The following is an 18,871-nucleotide window of genomic DNA, read 5'->3' on the forward strand; positions in this document are numbered from 1 at the left end:
GGTGCCGTCTAGCCTACCCGGAGCTTTCGCCGACCCAGAAGGGGCTCGACCAGGCCATGCTGCCGTCGATCTGACGCACCCGCAGGTAGTAGTAGTCGCCGGACTGGACCTCGCCCTGGTCGGTGAAGCTGAACTCCTGGTCGAGTGCCCGTCCCTCGGTCACGATCTGGGCGGAGAGCGCGTCGATGTGCTCCAGCACCTGGTACTCGTGGCGCTCGACCTGGCCCTTGAGGTCGCCCAGGCGGAAGCGGACCGTGTTCGCGGGCAGTTCCTGGGGCACGCGCACATAGCCGCCCGAGCCGCGGGACTCGGTCGTGGTCTCCATCTCGACGGTGATCACCGTGTCGGGCCCCGCGCCGCGGAGTTCCAGGACCAGGGACTTCGGGCGTCCGCGGGTAGGGAAGTCGAAGTCGATCCGGTTGCGGTCTTCCGCGCTGCGGGCAACTCGATAGGTCGCGGGCTGTATGAACCAGGGATCGTCGTAGTCGACGAGTTCCGCCCCGGCGACGAGGATCGCCCCCTTCCAGGGTCGGCCGCCGCGCGGCGGCGTACGTTCAGTATGGATCTCGGTCGACGACTCGAAGGTGATCTGCACGCGCGCGTCCTCGGAGAGCGCGCTCTCCAGGTATCTCCGCGTGTAGACGATCGCGCCGTTCTTGATCACGTCGATCTCGTCGACGGGCGCCGTGCCGTGGACCCGGCAGTCGATCCGCCGGACCGTGGCGTCCTCCTGGCGGGTGCCCATGCGAGCGCCGTTGAGCGTCGCTTCGAGGATGATGCGCTCGCCGGTCGTCGAGTAGGCGGCCCGGTCGCGGAGCGCGCTGAAGATCGCGTCCGCGTTGTTCTCGGGCGCGTACACGGCCGCCAGACCGCCCAGTTGCCGGTTGCCGGCCCCGGAGTACCCGGGATGGCCGTTGTGGTTGTCGGAGGCGCCGATGAAGCCGACCTCGAAGCCGTTCTGCAGGTACTTGTTGCCGAACCAGTCGAACGTGCCATGGCCGGACTGGATCTCCACAAGACGCTCCATGTCGGGATCGCTGTTCGTCCAGTCGCCGGGCTGGTGGGCGTGGGGGATGACCAGCACGTCGTCGGCGCTGTTCTGATCGCGCAGACCGGCGTAGAGCTCGTCGAGGAGGGGAGCCTTCTGGTTCGGCACGCGGCTGCGGCCGGGCGTGTCGCGGAAGAACACGTTGTGGTGGCCGCCGAGCGGCGAGCGCGAGGTCCATTCGAAGCCGAGGATCGTTGTGAACTCGCCTTCGATCCGGTACTCCTCGACCAGTTCCTGCAGCTTCCTCCACTCGCTGTCGTCCATCCAGATGTCGTGCTCGGAGAGGCTCAGGAAGTCCAGCCGCGCCACGTCGCGCCCGAAGCGGTAGTAGCCATCCGGCGAGCCCTGGCCTTCGGCGAAGGCGGTGTGGCCGTGCGTCTCGCCCCAGTAGACGCGGGCTTCGGGATCGTCCTCGACGCGGACGGGATTGCTGGTCGCCCGGATGGAGCCGTCCTCGTTCCGAACGGAGAAGCGGTAGACGCCGGGTTCGGCGAGGCTTACGTTCTCTAGCAGCGAGATCGCCGGACTGCCGGCGGCGATCGTCCGGAACGGCTCACCGTCCAGCAGCACGTCGAGCGCGGGCATGACGCCGGACGACGGATTCTTCATCCGATCCTCGGCGCGGACGGCGAGGGTGAAGGGCTCGCCCGGCGCCACGATCGACGGGGCCACGGCGTTGACGTAGCGGACCTCCTCGCGCCCCAGGACCTCGAACGAAGGCCAGGCCGGCCGGAACAGGTCGCCCGTTCCCTCGATGTCGGCGTAGACGTGCAGGATCACCTGGTCGTTGGAGGTTTCCTGCAGGGTGTATCCGGGTCCCCCGCCCGACGTGTCGCCGTAGGTGATGGTGATCGTGTCGCCTTCTGCGAGAGCCGTGCCGCCGAGGCGAAACTGCAGCACGGTCCGCGGCACGCCGGGGCTGACCTGGCCGCGTCCGGCGCTGAAGTGCATGCCGAACCATTCGCCCCAGGGTTCGCCGGAGGTGAACGTCGCGTCCGGATTCGAACTCCCGACCGTGACGTAGTTCGGGCCAGCCGGATCCTCGGCCTGAATCCCTCCCCGCCGTGCAGCCCGCACCAGGATGCCGCCGCCCTCCGCCATCCCGAGCGTGCCGACGGTGTAGATCTGCCGGATCGTCACCTGGTCGCCGGCGCGGAACGGACCCGGCGGGTCGAGCGTCAGCGTGCCGACCGCTCCCGGGTGCTCGTCCTTGATCTGGAACTCCCGGGTGTAGAGGCGGATGAACTCGGGGATCCTCGGCACCGGAATCGTCGCCCCGCCCCCCAGCCCGCGAAGTGAGCGGTTCGCATTCGCGAGAAGCTGGGGGAAGACGTCGGGGATCGGTCCGCCGGTGAGGGAGTACGCGTTCGCCCACTGCCACAGCGTGTCGAGTCGCTCGCTCAGGACGGCGACGTCTTCGGTGCTCTCGGGCGCTTCCAGCTTCAGCGCCTCGACGCGTTGCCGCAGCTCGGGTGTCAGGTAGTCGCCGGAGTCCTGGGTGGTGCAGCCCTGGGCGACCAGCGCCAGAGCGAGCGGAGCGAGGAGCACGGGGCGGGTTGCGAAGCGGCGTCGATTCAACATGGCGAACCCTCGCGGTTTGGCTGCCGGTCTCTCAGATTGGCGGGACTCTCCCCAGTACCATAGCGGGCCGAGATTCCTGGGAGGTCCGCATGACGAAACTTGCTTCAGCGTTCGCGACCGTTGTCGTCCTCGCGACCGTGTTCGCCATCCCGGCCGCGGGGCAGTCTGATGCTCCCTCGTACGACCCGCCGCTCGACATCGGTGTCGTCCTGTACGACGGCGCCGAGCCGCTCGACGTCTTCGGGCCGGTCGAGATGTGGCTCAACGTGGGGCCGGGCCTGATCCGCGTCCACCTGATCGCGGACTCCGCCCGTTCGGTCGCTCTGACCACGACGACCTATCCGGCTGAGATGGCTCCGAAGGTGGAGGCCCAGTACGGCTACGACGACGCTCCGCCGCTCGACGTGATCATGGTGCCGGGCGGTATCGGCACACTCCGGGAAGTCGAGAACCAGCAGTTGCTGGACTTCATCGCTGAACGCGCCGCCGAGGTCCAGCTCACCACCTCCGTCTGCACCGGCTCCGCCATCCTCGCCAAGGCCGGCGTCCTCGACGGCCTGCCGGCGACAGGAAACAAGGCCTTCTTCAGCTACATCGCCGGCTTCGGTCCCGAGACCGAGTGGGTGGAGGAAGCCCGCTGGGTCGATGCCGGCCACGTGATGACGTCCTCCGGCGTTTCCGCCGGCATCGACATGAGTCTGGCCGTCGTCGCCCGCTTCTTCGGTCAGGACGCCGCGCGGATGCTGGCCCAGGCCACCGAGTACGAGTGGAACGAGGACGCGGGCCGGGACCCGTTCGTCGGGAACCTTGACTCGGCCATGCCGTACCTGGAGCGCCTGGAGGCGGCCGCCGGGGAGTCGTCCGGTTCGGGATCCTGAGCCCGGGCCCTGCCCCCGGGAACGGATTGAAGGCGCGGGCGCTAGGGGTAGGGTGTGATCACGCCGCAGGCCGCTCGGGAACCGCCTGCGCAGCCGGCCGCCTCGCCTTCGGGGCAGTAGGAGTCGGGGTTCGTGTGGATGATGAAGGCGCTGCCGTCTTCGTCGAACACGGAGAGCGGACCGTCGGAGAGGGTCACCCGCGTTGTCGTCACCATGTGGTAGCCGCGGCCCTGGCGGTCCAGGGTCATGTTCGTCAGGTCACCGGCGTGGAACGGGTGGTTGCCGTCCGGGCTGGTATTCGAGTTGGGGCCGGGGTCGAAGTGCCCGCCCGCGGTGCCACACGGATTGCACGACGCGGTTTCGTGGATGTGGACCGCGTGCTTGCCTCGGGTGATGCCGGTGTTGGCGTACAGGCGGAGATAGATGTCGACCGCCTTGACGCCTTCTTCCGAAGGCCGTTCCTGTAGATAGCCGAAGCCGACACGGTTCGTCGGAATGTCGCAACTGTAGAGGACGGCCCGTCCGGCCGCCGCCGCACCTGCAGTGGCGGCGGCGAAGTCCTCTTCAAGGTTCTGGGCGGACACGACGGCGGCTCCGCCGAGCGAGAGCATGGCGACGGCAGTGAGCGGAAGGATCGTCGTCTTGCGGCAGTTCGTGCGCATGTGTTGGGGGCTCCTCCAGTAGACATCAAGGCGATGAGTAGAGGTCAAGATGATTCGGGCAGGATTCCCAGTCTAGGGCAACGGCGGTTGCGCGGCTCCGTCGGCCGGTTCCCCGCGGTCGCCACGAGTCATCGTGTCGACCGTGGTCGCGGCGCACATGTGGCCGATCACGTTGGCCGCGGAGCGGAAGACGTCGGGCACGCGGTCGATCCCCAGCAGGATGGCGAGTCCCGCGAGGGGCACGCCGACCACGTCCAGGGCCGGCGCGAGCGACACGATGCTGGCGCTGGGCACCGGCGCGACCGTCATCGCGGCGAGGAAGATGGCCAGCACCGCGGCGGCGATCATCCCCGCGTCGAGCGGCACTCCGTACATGGCGGCCAGGAAGACGAGCGACGCGCTCTGGAACAGCGCGCTGCCGGGACGGTTGATCGACGCCGCCAGCGGCAGGATCAGCGTGTACTTGCGCTCGGACAGGCCGAGCTTCTTCGCCTCCTGCAGCATCATCGGTAGCGTTCCCACGGACGTCGTCGTGGTGAAGCCCACGGTGTACGTGCCCACGGTCGCCGGGATGAAGCGCCAGGGCGGTACGCCGCCCAGGAACCAGACCAGGGGCAGCAGAACGAGGCCCTTCAGGATGAAGAGGCCCACCACGACGGCGATGATGAAGACGGCGAGGTTCTGCAGCATCGCCGTCCCGGTCTTCGCGATGACCGGCGCCGCGAGGCCGAAGACGCCCACCGGCGCGGTCCACAGGATCCAGCTCATCAGCTTCGTCAGAGCGTCGCCCAGGGCCTCCGCGAACGACGTCAGCGTCCGCCGTTTCTCGCTGGGCAGGGCCGTCGTCGCCGCCGCCAGGAGGGCGACGAAGATGAGCAGGGAGAGCAGCGCGCCGTCGGCGGCGACCTGGACCGGATTCCGCGGGACGAGGTTGACCAGGAAGTCGACGATGCCCACACTCGCGGTGTCCAGATCGGCCGTGGGCGTAGGCGGCGCCACGGGCGCCGTGAAGGTGAGCGCGAAACCCATCACCCCCATCCCGATCAGGATCGCGGGCAGCGTCGTCGCCCAGAAGAAGCCCACCGCCAGTCCCCCGAGCCGGCCGAGCTTCCGCAGGTCGCCGATCCGCCCCACGCCGACGAAGACGACCGCCGCCACCAACGGGATGACGACCATCTGGATCGCGCGCAGGAAGACCTGGCCGAGCGGCTCGACGGCCTCGGCGGCCCACAGTAGCGTCGGCGAACCCGTCGCCGACGCGGCGATGCCGAGCCCCAGGCCGAGCGCCAGCCCGACGAGAATGGCGCGGGTGTTCACGGAGCGCGTCGATCGGCCCGGACGGCCGGTCTACGCCCAGAGACCCCGAATCACCTCGCCCTTCACCAGCTCTCTCGGCTGGTCCAGGTGATTCAGGATTTCCATCGCCGGATCGATCCCCAGGGTGTAGTACACGGTGGCCAGCAGGTCGTTCGGGTGGACCGGCTTCTCGCGGGGGGCGGAGCCGGTCTCGTCGGATTCTCCGTAGAGCTGGCCGCGGGAGACGCCGGCGCCGGCAACCAACGCGGTGTAGCAGTAGGGCCAGTGATCGCGGCCGTCCGGGGAGTTGCTGTTGCCGGAGGTGCTGACGCCGAGGCGCGGTGAGCGGCCGAACTCGCCGACGGCGACGACCAGCGTCTCGTCGAGCAGGCCACGGTCGTCCATGTCGGAGAGGAGGGCCGACAGCGCCCGGTCGAGGACGGGGCAGTGCAGGTTCTTGAGCGGCCCGAAGTTGGCGGCGTGCGTGTCCCAGGAGTCGACTTCGGGGTTGCCGTTCGCCACCGCGGGCCAGTTGAGCTGGACGAAACGGGTGCCGGCCTCGATCAGCCGCCTTGCCATCAGCGCGCCCTGGCCGAAGGTGTTCTTGCCGTAGCGCTCGCGCATCTCGTCGCTCTCGTTCGAGAGGTCGAACGCCTGACGCGCCTTGCCGGAGAGGACGAGGTCGTAGGCCTTCTCGTAGTACTCGTCGAGCGCGGAGTCGGCGACCGCCTTCTCGAGCTCGGGCAGCGAGGCGTTCAGGCCCTTGCGGAGTTCGAAGCGGCCGGCGAGGCGTTCGGGGGAGGTCTCTTCGCGGAGCTCTAGGTCGCTGAGTTCGATCGGCTGGTTCGGGTCCTGGTAGAGGCGGTACGGGTCGTAGGCCTTGCCGAGGAAGCCGGCGGCGCCGCCCTTGCCGATCACGTTCGATTCCTGGAGCGGCCGCGGCATCTCGACGAAGGGGAGCATCGCGTCGTCGAGCGGCTTGAGCTTGGAGATGTGGGAGCCGGCGGTCGGAAAGTCGGCCGGAGTCGGCGGCTCGAGCTGGCCAGACGGCGACACGCGGTCCGGCGGGTAGCCGGTCAGCATCTGGTAGATCGCGGCGGTGTGGTTGAAGAGCCCCTTCGGCGTGTAGCTCATCGAGCGGATCAGGGTGCACTTGTCGACGTGGTCGGCGAGCCTCGGCATCGTCTCGGAGAGCCGGATGCCCGGGATCTTCGTGTCGATCGCGCCGAACTCGCCGCGGATGTTGGACGGCGCGTCGGGCTTCGGATCCCAGATGTCGATGTGGCTCGGGCCGCCCTGGAGGAAGAGCAGGATGACCGACTTCGCGCTGCCGAAGCCCTTGCCGCCCGCGAGTGCGTCGGCGGCGGCGGTCGCGGCGTGCGCGTCCCGGAGCGCCAGGGTCTGGCTGAGCGAGATGCCGAAGATGCCGAGCGAGCCGACGCGGAGGAACTCGCGCCGGGTCGGGCCGTCGCACGTGTGGCCGGACTGTCCTGGGATGACGAGCATGGTCGGAGGCTCCTTTTCGGCTACGAGCTAGAGCTTAGGAGTTGAAGAGGAAGGCGTTGGAGTTCAAGAGCGCCCACATCAGGTCCTGGGCCGCCGCGGTGCGGCTGGCCGAGGACTCGAAGTGGCCCTCCGCAAGCTCGGCTTCGTCGCCGGTCGGCAGCCGGCCGATGGCGGAGAGGTAAAGCTCGGCGATCAGCTCCTCGTTGTCCAGGCCTCCGAGGACGAGGTTCGCCACCCGCCCCTCGGGGTCGGCGATCGCGTCGGCGATGACGGAGCCGTTCAGCAGGCTCAGCGCCTGCGGCAGGCTCATCTCCGTCTTCCGCTCGCACTCGCAGGCGGTCTCACGGTCGGGTTTGCCGAACAGGTCGAGGAAGCCCTCGATGCCCATGCTCGCCGTCATCACGTGCGGATCCGGGAGCGCCGTGGCGTCGAAGTCCTCGGGCAGGGTGTCGATCTCGAACCGGGAGTCGGTGGCGCGGGCGACGGCGTCGGCCAGTTGCTCGGCGCTGAGGCGCCGCGGTTCGTGGCGGGAGAAGTTGATCCGGTCGTCCTGGTTCCACTCGTTCGTCTGGAAGGACGACTGGTAGGCCCGGGAGGTGGCGATCGTCCGCATCAGGTGGCGGAGGTCGAAGTCGTTCTCGATCAGGTCCGCGGTCAGCGCGTTCAGGAGCGCCGCATTGACCGGCTGGTTCGAGGCGCGGATGTCGTCGACCGGGTCGATGATGCCGCGACCCATGAAGTAGCTCCAGACGCGGTTCGCGATCGCCGGGGCGAAGTAGGGGTTGTTCGGCGACGTCAGCCAGTCGGCCAGCGCGGCCCGGCGCTCGAGACCCTCACCGAGGTCCGGTGCGCCCTCGACCGGCACCAGGTACCTGGGCGGCACGATCGCGTTCGTCTTCGGGTGCAACTGCTCGTTGTCGCGTCGCTTGTCGAAGACGATCTCCTCGCCGGTACGGAAGCCGGGCCGGACGCCCAGGCCGGCGAAGAAGGCGGTCATCTCGAAGTACTGGTTCTGGGTCCAGCGCTCGAACGGGTGGTCGTGGCACTGGGCGCAGACCATCCGCACCCCCATGAAGAGCTGGGTCGTCGTCTCCATCGCCTCCTTCGGATCGCGAGCGGCGCGGAAGTAGCTGGCGGCCGGCTGATCGAGGGTGCTGCCGGAGGCCGTGACCAGTTCGCGGACGAGCTGGTCGTAGGGCCGGTTCTCCTCGATCGCCTCGCGCAGCCAGCCGCGGAAGGTCAGCATTCCCTTGTAGCTCATGAACTTCCGGTTGCTGCGCAACAGGTCGCCCCACTTGAGGGTCCAGTGGTCGACGTACGCGTCGCTTGCGATCAGTTCGTCGACCAGGCGGTTCCGCTTCTCTTGTGTGGGCGTGTCGTCGGCGAGGAACGCGCGCACCCGGTTCGGGGTCGGGATCTGGCCGGTCAGGTCGAGCGAGGCGCGGCGGAGGAAGGCCGAGTCGTCGACCGGCGCCGAGGGCAGAACCTCGATCCGCTGGAGCTTCTCGTCGATCAGCTCGTCGATGTAGCTGGCCTGGGGCAGGGCGGTCCACTCGAAGCCCTCGCGGCCGCTGAGCACGGTGGCGGGCGCGGTGGTGAACTGGCCCTCGTAGCGCACGAGCAGGGTGCTTTCGCCGCGGCGCAGCCCGGTCACGACCGGGCCGGCGGAACCGTCCTCGACCGCCATCGTTTCCGTGTTGCTGCTCGTTACATGCGCCTCGCGAGTGACATCGCGGCTGCGGCCGTCGCCGTAGTGCGCGATGACGGTCGTCTGCTGCCGCATCCCCGGCCGGTTCATGAAGACCTCGGCCGGGTGGATCTCGAGGCGTTCGACCCGGTCGCGCGCGAGATCCCCGTAGGGCACGCCCGCCCTGATCCAGTCGAGGATGAGGTTGTAGTAGCGGCCGCCGGGATCGAGGCGCAGGCCGCCTTCGTGGGGGACCTGCATCGTCGGCTTGGCGAGCATCAGGGAGCGCGCCGGGTCGGCGCGGTTGAACCGCCGGCCGGACATGTCGTAGAGCAGTGACTGGTAGTCGAACTCGGGGTCGTAGCCGCGCAGCGAGAGCTTGAAGCCGTTCTTGCCCTTGGCTGCGCCGTGGCAGGTGCCGTTGGAGCAGCCGACCTTGTTCATGGCGGGCAGGACGTCGCGGATGAAGGTGACGGGTTCGGCGGCGTCGGTCGCGGCGTTGGCGGCGGCGCCGGGAGTTATGGCGGCGATCGTGAGGGCGAGGGCGATACAGGGACTTTTCATCTGCCCTTCACCTCCATGCGCGCGGTCACCGGGACCGTAGTGTAGGCGGAGCGGACTTCTCGCTCGCCGGCCAGCCAGGACGACGAGGTGATCAGGAAGTCGTAGTCGCCAGCTTCGACGGCGTCCGACGCCTCGCACGCGAGTTGGAACCTGCCGTCGTCTTCGGGCTCGACTTCGGTGCCGTCGCAGACGACGCCCGTGGGGAGGGCGTCGGCGCGCAGTTCGACCGGTTGCCGGAAGCTCTCCTCGCGATGCAGGACGCCTTCGACGGCGCCCTTCCTGCCGGATCGGACACCCGCCTTCGCGACTTCGATCCGGTAGCCCGGGACGATCTCGAGTGTTGTGCCGGGCGTGTAGAGGCGCTCGGGACGTCCGCCCACCGTGACTTCGCCGGTGAGGGTCACGGTGTAGCGGTCGTGCTGGGTGCCATCGCTGCTTCGGATCAGCTTGCTGCCCTCCGACTTGTTGTAGTCGGCCTTCTCGGTCGTCTCGACCCGAAACTCGCCCACGCCCACGCCGATCAGGGCAGTGACGACCATGGGCGGTTGCACCGGGGCCTCCTCACCCGGAGGCGCCTCGAATCTCCACCCGAAGTCGAACGGCATGCCCTTGACCAGCCTCACCGTTTCGGTCTCCAGGCCGATCAGCCGGGGTCCGGACCGGCCGGTGAGCAGGACCGGCAGGCGCGACTCGAGCCAGGGAGCGCTGAACGACCGCTCGGCCTCCGTCGTGTAGCTGCGACCGTCGCCGGCGCGGACCGCGGTCGTGCTTCCGGGCACCGTCGCCCGGCGGCGGATCACGGTGCCGTCCTCAAGCACCGCTTCGCCCCAGATCTCGAAGTCGAAGCGCTGGCGCGGCGCGTCGAGGTCGGCGGTGACCAGGATCCGCCCGGAGCGCGCCAGAGTGCGTGTGTCGAGGTCGCGCACCTCCCTGGTGATCCATCCGTCCCGGGCCTCGATGCCGGCCGGCGGTTCCTCGACGTAGAGGCGAATCGGCCCCAGGTAGCCGCGGCGCACGGCGCCGACCTCGATCGGCTTCGAAGCGCCCCTGTTGAGCGTGAGCTGGGCCGTGCTCAGGCGGAGCTCGAAGTCGGGGCCGTTCGCGGTCGCCGTCAACCGGTAGCCGAAACGCGGGCCGCCGCGCCCGACGAGGTCCTCGACCGCGACGTGCAGCTCGTCCACGCCTTCCGGCGTCTCGACCAGGACCCAGGGGTCGAAGGAGGTGGCGGTCGGCGATAGCAGCCGGAAGGTGTCGGGGTCGGGGATGTCGTCGCCGGAGGAGGCCAGGTACTCGCCGTCCGGCGTCGTGACGGTCAGCACGCCGAACAGGTCGGAGGAGCCGAGCGCGGCTGCCTCGACCTCGATCAGAAGCCTCTGGCCCGGCTCGGCGGCGATCCGGTACTGGTCCGGCTCGCCGGCATCGTCGATCCGTCCGTTGACGACCACGGGCGTGTCGAGGGCATCGTCGGCGGTCGTCTCACTCTCGAGGACTTCGGGATGGCTGCCGACGACCACCTGGAACGGAAGGGCCACGCTGGCCTTCGCGGTAGCTGTTGGACCGACGCTGTCGAAGGCGTTCTCCGTGACGACGGCGCGGGCGACTTCCCTGGTGGCTGCCACGCTGCCGCCGGTGATCCCGAATCGTGTCTCCTCGCCGCGGCGGGCCCCCAGCGGGAAGACGGCATGGGCGTACTCGTAGTTCGCCGCGGCGATCAGCTTCAGGCGGTAGAAGTTCCGCCTCTGGTCGCTGAAGCGGGCGTCGTGGACCTCGACGACGTACTCCCCGGCCTCGGGCGGCTGCCAGTCGAGACGGGCGTCGACGTCGATGCCGGGCCCCTCCTGGTTGAAGGCGATCTCGCTGCCTTCGCTGTCGAGCAGTCGCAGCACCGGATCGATCGCCGAACCGACGCGCCGCGCCTCGACCTCCAGCACGATCCGCTCACCCGATGCAGCCCGGAAGCGATAGCGGTCCCGCTCCGCCCCGTCGAGCGTGCCGTTGACGATGACCGGAAGAGCATCGAGTTGCGGCGGTTCGGTGGCGGCGCTGCTGTCGCGCAGACTCCGTTCGGAGACTTCGGACACGGTGTCCACGCGGAACAGCAGCGCGTTCGACAGCCCGTCGTCGCTGACGGCGCGCAGCGGGTAGAGCCCCGGCGCGGCGTCTGCGTCGATCTCGACCAGGAAGACCGCGGCCTGGAGGTTGCGGTCGTTCGGCCGCCGCTGCTTCTGCAGCCGGTCCTCGTCGGCGGCTTCGCCGAGACGGGCGAACGAACCAGGCAGCGTGCTCTCGATCTCCAGCTCGCTGGCGACACCGTAGCCCTCGATGACCAGCCGCAGGGCTCGCCCCTGCTGGCCGCCGTGCGGATGCATGTCGACGAGGTTCGGCGGCGGGCCCGCGGCGGCCGCGACCGTGGCGACGGCTATGCCGGCTAGCGAAAAGGACGCGCCTCGCAGCAGTCGATGACCGTTCACGGCGCTCCTCCGGCGGTCGTAACTCCCTGGGGATTGCCTTCGAGCGGCACCGGTACGAACTCCTGCAGCAGTTCGCCGTCGCCGGCGCGGTAGAGCCTCAAGCGACCGTCGAAGCCCGCCGTCGCCAGCTCGGCGCCGGTCGGGTCGAACGCCATGGTGTAGATACCGGCGCTGTGGCCCGAGGCGGTCGCGGCCAGTTCGCCGGTCTCCAGGTCGTAGATCGGCACCGTCGCGGCGGCGCCTCCCACCGCGAGACGGTTGCCGCGCGGGTCCACCGCGAGCGCGAAGATCTCCCCGTCCTGGCGCTCGAACTCCCGGACCAGGGTCGAGTCGTCGGCGATCAGCATCTTCCGGGCGCGGTCCATCCGGTAGTAGTAGGGCACGCGGTCCTCGCCGCCGATGACGACCGCCTCGATTCGCGGGTTCCGGACGATCGCCGCAAGCTCGCCGCGGAGCAGGTTGATGTTCTCGATGAAGGCGCCGCTCGAGGCGTCGATCAACTTCGCGGCCCGGTCGCGGCCGACGGAGACGATCCGCCGTCCGTCGCCGCCGAAGACGACGCCGAGCACCCAGTTCTCATGGTGGTTCATCCGCAGCAACTCGCGGCCGCTGGTCGCCTGGTGGATGCGGACCGTGTGGTCCGCGCAGCCGATCGCGAGCCGGCGCTCGTCCGGCGATACGGCGAGGCCGAACAGCGTGTCGTGGCAGAGCATGTTCGACACCCGGAGCTTCCGGTCGTCGACATCCCAAATCTGGATCTCTCCGAACCGCGCGGGCGTGCCGCCGGTGGCGATCAGCCGCCCGTTCTTCAAGAAAGCGAGCCCCTGGATGCGCTGCGAGACGCTGCTGAAACGGGCCTCCAGGCTGTCGCCGCTGCCGATCTTCGATCGACGGTGGAGCAGCACCTCCCGGTTGCCCGATACGGCCAGCCAGTCCCCGTCGGCGGAGTAGGCGACCGCCGTGATCACCGGCGGCTGCCGGTAGACGATCGGCCCCGTCGCAGCACCGAGCCGCATCTCCTCCGGTGTGTCGTCGGCGGCCCCGGCCGCGATCCAATCGCTGATCGCGGCAATCTCCGCCTCCGCCAGCGGTTCCGCCCGCATCGGCATCGCCGGCTCGATCTCCCCTCGGAGCATCTGCAGCATCCGGCTCTCGTCCGGCTTGCCGGCGACAAAGGCAGGCCCGCTCATCCCACCCGCGGCGAGCCCTTCGAAGCTCGTCAGGTTCAACTCACCACCCAACTGCGCCGGCTGATGACACCCCTGACAGCGTTGCTGGATCACCGGCCAGACGTCGCGGTAGTAACTCGGACCCCCTTCCTGAGCGGCTGCGGTGGTCACGCAGAGTACGGCCGCGACTGCTACGGCAAGCAACCGGATTCCGCCTCCGGCGGATGCGGACCGGAAGGCTGGCGCACCGACAGTCGGCGTCGCGGCGCTTGTTGGCACGGGCTCGCCGCTTCGCGGCATCGCACTCGATGCGGACCAGAAGGTCCGCGCACCCAGAGATCGGGCGTTGCCGGTACAGCACTTCTCTACTGGCATTGTCGAGTCGCCGCTCCGTCCGGATCCCCCAAGTCGCGAACCGACGCCGGCAAACCACCCGAGAGCTCGTAGTAAGACGGTGTCCAGCCTGGGGGGAGGTCCGGAGGGGCGGACACCAGCGGGCTTGGAGCGAGCGACGCTCGATGACCTCACAGGATCCGACATCGAACCGAAGCGAGCGGAATGAAGCGAGCGCCGTCCCCCCATCCTCCTCTGAGCGCGAGCGGCCGCAGGAGTCCGCCCCCCGCGGCCCCGACTCAGGCGGGTGCCCGCCACCGCCCTACGCCAGGATCCCATCGACCACGTTGCCGTGGACGTCGGTGAGCCGAAAGTCGCGGCCGCCGTAGCGGTAGGTGAGGTTGGTGTGGTCGATGCCGAGGAGGTGGAGGACGGTGGCCCAGAGGTCGTAGATCGTGACCTCGTCCTCGACGACGTGGTAGCCGAAGTCGTCCGTCGCGCCGTGGATCGTGCCGCCCTTGATCCCGCCGCCGGCGAGCCAGATCGAGAAGCCGAACGGGTTGTGATCGCGGCCATCGGAGCCCTGGTGGAACGGCGTGCGGCCGAACTCGCCGGCCCAGATGACGAGCGTCTCGTCGAGCAGGCCACGGGCCTTCAGGTCCTTCAGGAGTCCGGCGATCGGCTGATCGACCTGGAGCGCCATGTTCCGGTGACCGACCTCGAGGCCGGTGTGCTGATCCCAGGGGTTCGCGGCCTGCCCCGCGTCGTCCGGCTCCGGCAGGCAGCTCAGTTCGACGAAGCGGACGCCGCGCTCGACCAGCCGCCGCGCCAGCAGGCACTGGCGGCCGTAGTCCGCCGTCGTCTGGTTCGGGTGGTCCAGCGCGTAGAGCTCGCGCGTCGCCCGGGTCTCACCGCTGATGTCGCAGAGTTCGGGCACTTCGGCCTGCATCCTGAACGCGGTCTCGTAGTTGCGGACCGCCGCCTCGACATCGGCGTGGCCGCCGAGCCGCTCGAGGAAGGCCTGGTCCATCTCCTGGACGAAGTCGAGCCGCTCACGCTGGGCCGTAGGGGCCTCCAGCGCCTGGATGTTCTGGACCGCGTCCTCGGCGTCGCCGCGCATGATGGAGCCTTGGAACTCGGCCGGCAGGTAGCCGTTGCTGTAGATGCCGACGCCACCGTGCGGGATGCCGGCCTGGCCGCTTTGCAGGACGACGAAGCCGGGCAGGTTCTCGTTCTCGGTGCCGAGCCCGTAGTTCACCCAGGCGCCCGCGGACGGGTGACCCACCAGCGGGAAGCCGGTATGGAAGAAGTAGTTGCCTTGGGCGTGCTCGTTCACCGTGCTGGTCATCGAGCGGATGACTGCCAGATCGTCGACGCACTCGCCGACGTGGGGGAACATGCTGCTGACCGGGATGCCGCTTTCGCCGTACTCCTTGAACGGGAAGGGCGAGGCGAAGATGTTGCCGTTCTCGTTGAACTGGGTGCGCTCGATCTTCGTCGGCATCGGCTTGCCGTGATCGCGGTCGAGCCGCGGCTTCGGGTCGAACGAGTCGACCTGGGACACGCCGCCCGACATGTAGCAGAAGATGACGTGCCGGGCGCGCGCTCTTGGCGCGCCATGGGCCGCTCCGGGCAGGAGCGCCGAGCCGAGCATGCCGTTCAGCGCGATGGCGCCGAACCCGGTCGAGACCTGGGCCAGCATCTGCCGGCGGCTCATCAAGGAACACTGGTGGTCGCTCATCGGAGGTACATGAACTCCTTCAGGTTGAACATGGCGTGCGCCAATCGGCGCCATGCGTCGCCGCCGCCGGCGCTCTTCTCGAGTTGGTCAGCTTCCGCCTCGAGGCGCGCGATGTGGGACCAACTGCTGCGGTAGATCCGTGCCTGCTCGGCTTCCGACGGTGCTTCGATGTTCCCGAGTGCGGAGGCTGCGACGTCGGCGGGAACCAGTACTCGGTCGTAGAGGCGGGCCTGAAGCACCCCCAGGGGCGCGTCTCCGGCGCCCGCGAACTGGACACGATCCTTCTCCAAGCTCATCGGAAGTTCGCTGCGGACGTTTTCCGGATCGGACTCAGCACCGTTCCGGTACGCGGTCCAGGCGCCCTTGCGATCCCGCGCCAGGACCAGGTGGACCGGTGGCGATTCGTCGGCGTCCGCCTCGCCCGGCAGGCCGCCGACCCAGGCTTCGAGCGTGTACTCGTCCAGCGTCCGCCGGATCGGCTTCGACGTCACGACATCCGATGCCCCGAGCCACAGTGCGCCGTCCTCCACGTGGACGTCGCGGCCCAGCTTGATGGGAAGAAAACCGATGGCGTCGTAGACGCGGCCGTTCTTGGGCTGGTCGTCGAACTCCCACGCGGCGATCGCCCTGGGCGCCGACGCCCGGTGGTAGAAGCGAAGTACGCCGCGCGTCTTGTCCGCGGTGAAGTCGCGGATTTCGGCGCTCTCCTCCCGGCGGTCCATGGCCGCCGCACTCCAGGCTTCTACGTCTTCCCGCGCGGGTTTCCGGTCCTGGGCCTGGTTGAGGAACTCTGCGGCGGCGCCGAGTTCCGGTTCAGTCGGGGGCCGACCGAGGGCGAGGCGGAACATGGCGACGATGCGTTCCCGGTCGCTGCGCAGGTCGGGGTCGCGGGCGATCCGTTCGGCGAAGCGGGCCGCCAGGTGCATGACTTGGGTGTTGTTCATCATGAGCAGCGACTGGGCGGGCACGTTCGTCTGGTCGCGCTGGCCCTTGGTCGTCACCGGGGTGGGCAGGTCGAGCGTGTGCAGCAGGGGATCCGGCTGATTCCGAATGACCTGTACGTAGACGCTGCGCCGGCTCGACCAGCCTGGTTCCGGGAGCGTCTCGCCGGTGGAAACCGGTTCGAGTTGACCGGCGGCAATCAGCATCGAGTCGCGCACGGCCTCGGCCTCCAGGCGGCGCAGATGGGCATGGGAGAGGAGGTCGTTCCGGGGATCCCGTTCCCGGGCGGCCGCCTCCGGCGTCGACGCGAGTTGGAAGGCCCGGGTCGATGCGAGCCGCCGCACGAACGTCTTGAGGGACCAGCCGTCCTCCCGAAGCGTCGTCGCCAGGTGATCGAGGAGGGCGGCGTTCGACGGGAGCTCACCCATCTGCCCGAAGTTGTCCGGCGTGCCGACGATCCCGCGCCCGAAGGTGTGGGCCCAGAGGCGGTTCGCGATGACGCGGGCCGTGAGCGGATTGCCGGGGTCGAGGATGCTCCCGGCCAGGGCCAGTCGCGGATGAACCGAGTCGGGGTACGGCTCGGGGTCGATCGCTTCGAGGAATCGCTGTGGCACGGGTTCACCGAGCTGCCGGTGATTGCCCCGCTCCATCAGCGGCTGATCGAAGCGCGGGCCGGAGAGCACCGCGGGGGAGCGGGTCGGCGCGGGGATCGCCTCCTCGAGCCGCCGGATCGAGTCGACGATCGGCCCCGCTTCCGGCACCTCGTCCGTGTCGTTGGAAAGCAGGCCGCGGCGAACGAAGTTCGCGAGGAAACGTGCCTGGGCGTCGGTCATCGAACCGTCGCGCCAGGCCGCGACCGCGCCCTGAACCGCTTGGCCATAGCGGGCCGCCAGTTCGCCGCGGTCGCCGGGCGCGCCTTCGATCTCGAACAGGGGCGCGGTGAACTCGGCTGGCTGGTCGCGGGGAAGCTGGGCGTTCTCGTCGAGCACGACCGCCTCGGTGATCCCGAACCAGGAGCGGTCCGACCGCCCGCCGGAACTCTCTCCGGTCATCGGGTGATCGGCGGCCGTCACCAGCTCGATGTAGGCATGGTCGCCATCCCAGTAGGCGAGGTCCCAGTGCTGCCATCGCCATTCGCCGTCCGAGAGGGTCTCGATCGGATGGACCTCGCCTCGTTGGGGGTAGTTCTGGACCGCGTAGCGTGCGACCGCGCCGCCGCGGCCGGCGATCCGCACCGCCAACTTCTGATTGGCCTCGATGAGAAACCGCGGTGACGAGAAGGTGCCGTTGTGGCGGTTGGTGAGTGAGTGCGTGTAGACGCCGCCGGGCAGGATGTCGGCGACGATCGTCCCGCCGCCCTGGGCGACCTCGTAGCTCCCGGCTGCCTGCGGCTTCGCATCGGCAAGGCCGTTGCCGTGCCGGTACCACTGCTCAACGTCCCTGGTTCGGCTCAGGTCCCAACGCTGGACGGCGGGCGCCTGTCGGCGGGCCTCGAGTTGCTGCCGGCTCCGTTCGTAGGCGGCGGACAGTTCCTGCCACCGCTTGGCAAAGGCCCCGCGGCCGCGGACCCGGCCTGCCCGGACCCAGGCGTAGAGCGGGTCGTAGGGCGACTGGCCGCCCGTGAGTGCCGCGGCCCATGGGCCGTCCGGCCGCTGCAGCCTGCCCGGCACCTCGGCGGCGGCTTTGAGCCATGCCTCGGCGAGCACCTGCCTCAACTCGCCCTTCAGCCGGGTCAGGTCGTCCCGGTGGGCGTTCCGCCGCGCCTCGTCGTCGATCGTCTGAACCCCCGGGCGGCCGTTCACCATCGTGCCGTAGAGGGCGTAGAAGTCGGTCTGGCTAATCGCGTCGAACTTGTGGTCGTGGCAGCGTGCACAGGCGACGGTCATCCCCAGGAACGCCTTGGAGACGACGTCGATCTGGTTCTCCGTGAAGCGGACCTGTTCGTCGAGGGCATCGGTGGGGCCGAAGCCGTGCAGGACGAAGCGGTACTGGGCGATACCGATCGCCGACTCGTTGATCCCGAGTTCCGCGTTCATCCGCGGCTCGTCGAGAAGATCGCCCGCCAGATGCTCGCGGATCAACTGGTCGACCGGGACGTCGGCGTTCAGCGCCCGGATCAGGTAGTCGCGGTAGCGCCAGGCGTAGGGAACCGGGGGGTCGCCCTCGCTGCCGTGCGTCTCGGCGTAGCGGACCCAGTCCATCCAGTGCCGCGCCCAGCGCTCGCCGAAGGCCGGGTCGGCGAGCAGCCGGTCGATTTCCTCCGCGACCGCGGCGTCCCGGTCGACCGCGGCGCGACGCTCGAAGTCGTCGACCTGGGCGGGCGTCGGCGGCAGGCCGGTGAGCACGTAGGAGAGCCGGCGCATCACGGTCCGCGGCTCGGCTAGGGGAGCGGGTTCGAGACCGGCGTCCGCGATCCCCGCAGCCAGGAACCGGTCGATCGGGTTGCGCGACCAGGTCGCGTCGGCGATCTCGGGAGGTGCCGGGTCGGTGATTGGCTGCAGGCTCCACCAGCTCTTCCTCTGTTCGAGGATCGTCTGCCACGCAGTCGCTTCCTTGAGCGCGTCGGCGGAGGGCGGTTCGTCCCTGGGATCGGGCGCCCCGATCTCGATCCAGCGCTCGAAGTCGGCGACCACGTCGTCGGGCAGCTTCGCGCCCCCCAGCGGCATCCGGAAGTCGAGGCTCGGGTGCCTCATGGCGCGCAGCAGGAGGCTGCTGCGCGGCTTGCCCGGCTCGATGGCGGGGCCCCGCATGCCGCCTTCGAGCAGGCCGCCGCGATAGTCCAGGCGCAGACCGCTCTCCGCGATCTCCGTGCTGTTGTGGCAGGTGTAACAGTGCTCGACCAGGACCGGTCGGATCTTCTGCTCGAAGAACTCCAGATCCTCCGGGGCGAACTCCGCCCCGGCCGCTGGCCCGCCGAGCAATGCAGCGGCCAGGATCGCGGCGCCCGAGCACAGCGAGGTCCTCACGTTCGCGTCCATTGGAGCGCTGGCCAG

Annotated in this window: 10 protein-coding genes; 1 reads left to right on the forward strand and 9 read right to left on the reverse strand. The window is 69.2% G+C overall.

What is annotated here, in order from left to right; all coding sequences use genetic code 11:
* Positions 1-13: 13 nt before the first annotated feature.
* On the reverse strand, positions 14-2,629 hold the full coding sequence (locus tag OXG83_00060) for a DUF3604 domain-containing protein (GenBank protein MCY3963397.1): 2,616 nt from the start codon (positions 2,627-2,629) through the stop codon (positions 14-16).
* Between the two features lie 89 nt (positions 2,630-2,718).
* Here OXG83_00060 and OXG83_00065 point away from each other — a divergent pair, with 89 nt between their 5' ends.
* A complete protein-coding gene (locus OXG83_00065) occupies positions 2,719-3,507 on the forward strand; it encodes a DJ-1/PfpI family protein (protein MCY3963398.1) in 789 nt (262 codons plus the stop codon).
* A gap of 41 nt (positions 3,508-3,548) precedes the next feature.
* On the opposite strand, the gene OXG83_00070 is transcribed toward OXG83_00065, so the two are convergent.
* The 8 genes from OXG83_00070 to OXG83_00105 all read right to left on the reverse strand — a co-directional run bounded on the left by OXG83_00070 (position 3,549) and on the right by OXG83_00105 (position 18,844).
* Positions 3,549-4,169 (reverse strand): superoxide dismutase family protein, encoded by a 621-nt coding sequence (locus OXG83_00070; GenBank protein MCY3963399.1) that lies wholly within the window; start codon positions 4,167-4,169, stop codon positions 3,549-3,551.
* A 72-nt stretch (positions 4,170-4,241) separates the two neighbouring features.
* Positions 4,242-5,486 (reverse strand): dicarboxylate/amino acid:cation symporter, encoded by a 1,245-nt coding sequence (locus tag OXG83_00075; protein MCY3963400.1) that lies wholly within the window; start codon positions 5,484-5,486, stop codon positions 4,242-4,244.
* 30 nt (positions 5,487-5,516) lie between these two features.
* Positions 5,517-6,971, reverse strand: coding sequence for a DUF1501 domain-containing protein (locus OXG83_00080; protein MCY3963401.1), 1,455 nt, complete (start codon positions 6,969-6,971; stop codon positions 5,517-5,519).
* A gap of 34 nt (positions 6,972-7,005) precedes the next feature.
* Complete coding sequence (locus OXG83_00085) at positions 7,006-9,222, reverse strand: DUF1549 and DUF1553 domain-containing protein (GenBank protein MCY3963402.1); 2,217 nt, start codon at positions 9,220-9,222, stop codon at positions 7,006-7,008.
* Complete coding sequence (locus tag OXG83_00090; protein ID MCY3963403.1) at positions 9,219-11,693, reverse strand: hypothetical protein; 2,475 nt, start codon at positions 11,691-11,693, stop codon at positions 9,219-9,221. Before OXG83_00090 ends, OXG83_00085 begins: the two co-directional genes overlap by 4 nt.
* A complete protein-coding gene (locus OXG83_00095) occupies positions 11,690-13,033 on the reverse strand; it encodes a hypothetical protein (protein ID MCY3963404.1) in 1,344 nt (447 codons plus the stop codon). Before OXG83_00095 ends, OXG83_00090 begins: the two co-directional genes overlap by 4 nt.
* A 484-nt stretch (positions 13,034-13,517) precedes the next feature.
* On the reverse strand, positions 13,518-14,936 hold the full coding sequence (locus OXG83_00100) for a DUF1501 domain-containing protein (GenBank protein MCY3963405.1): 1,419 nt from the start codon (positions 14,934-14,936) through the stop codon (positions 13,518-13,520).
* The gene (locus OXG83_00105; protein MCY3963406.1) at positions 14,933-18,844 is read right to left on the reverse strand and encodes a PSD1 and planctomycete cytochrome C domain-containing protein; all 3,912 of its coding nucleotides are present in this window, start codon (positions 18,842-18,844) and stop codon (positions 14,933-14,935) included. Before OXG83_00105 ends, OXG83_00100 begins: the two co-directional genes overlap by 4 nt.
* Between the last annotated feature and the right edge of the window lie 27 nt (positions 18,845-18,871).

This window comes from Acidobacteriota bacterium, assembly GCA_026707545.1.
In the GTDB taxonomy this organism is placed as follows: domain Bacteria; phylum Acidobacteriota; class Thermoanaerobaculia; order Multivoradales; family Multivoraceae; genus Multivorans.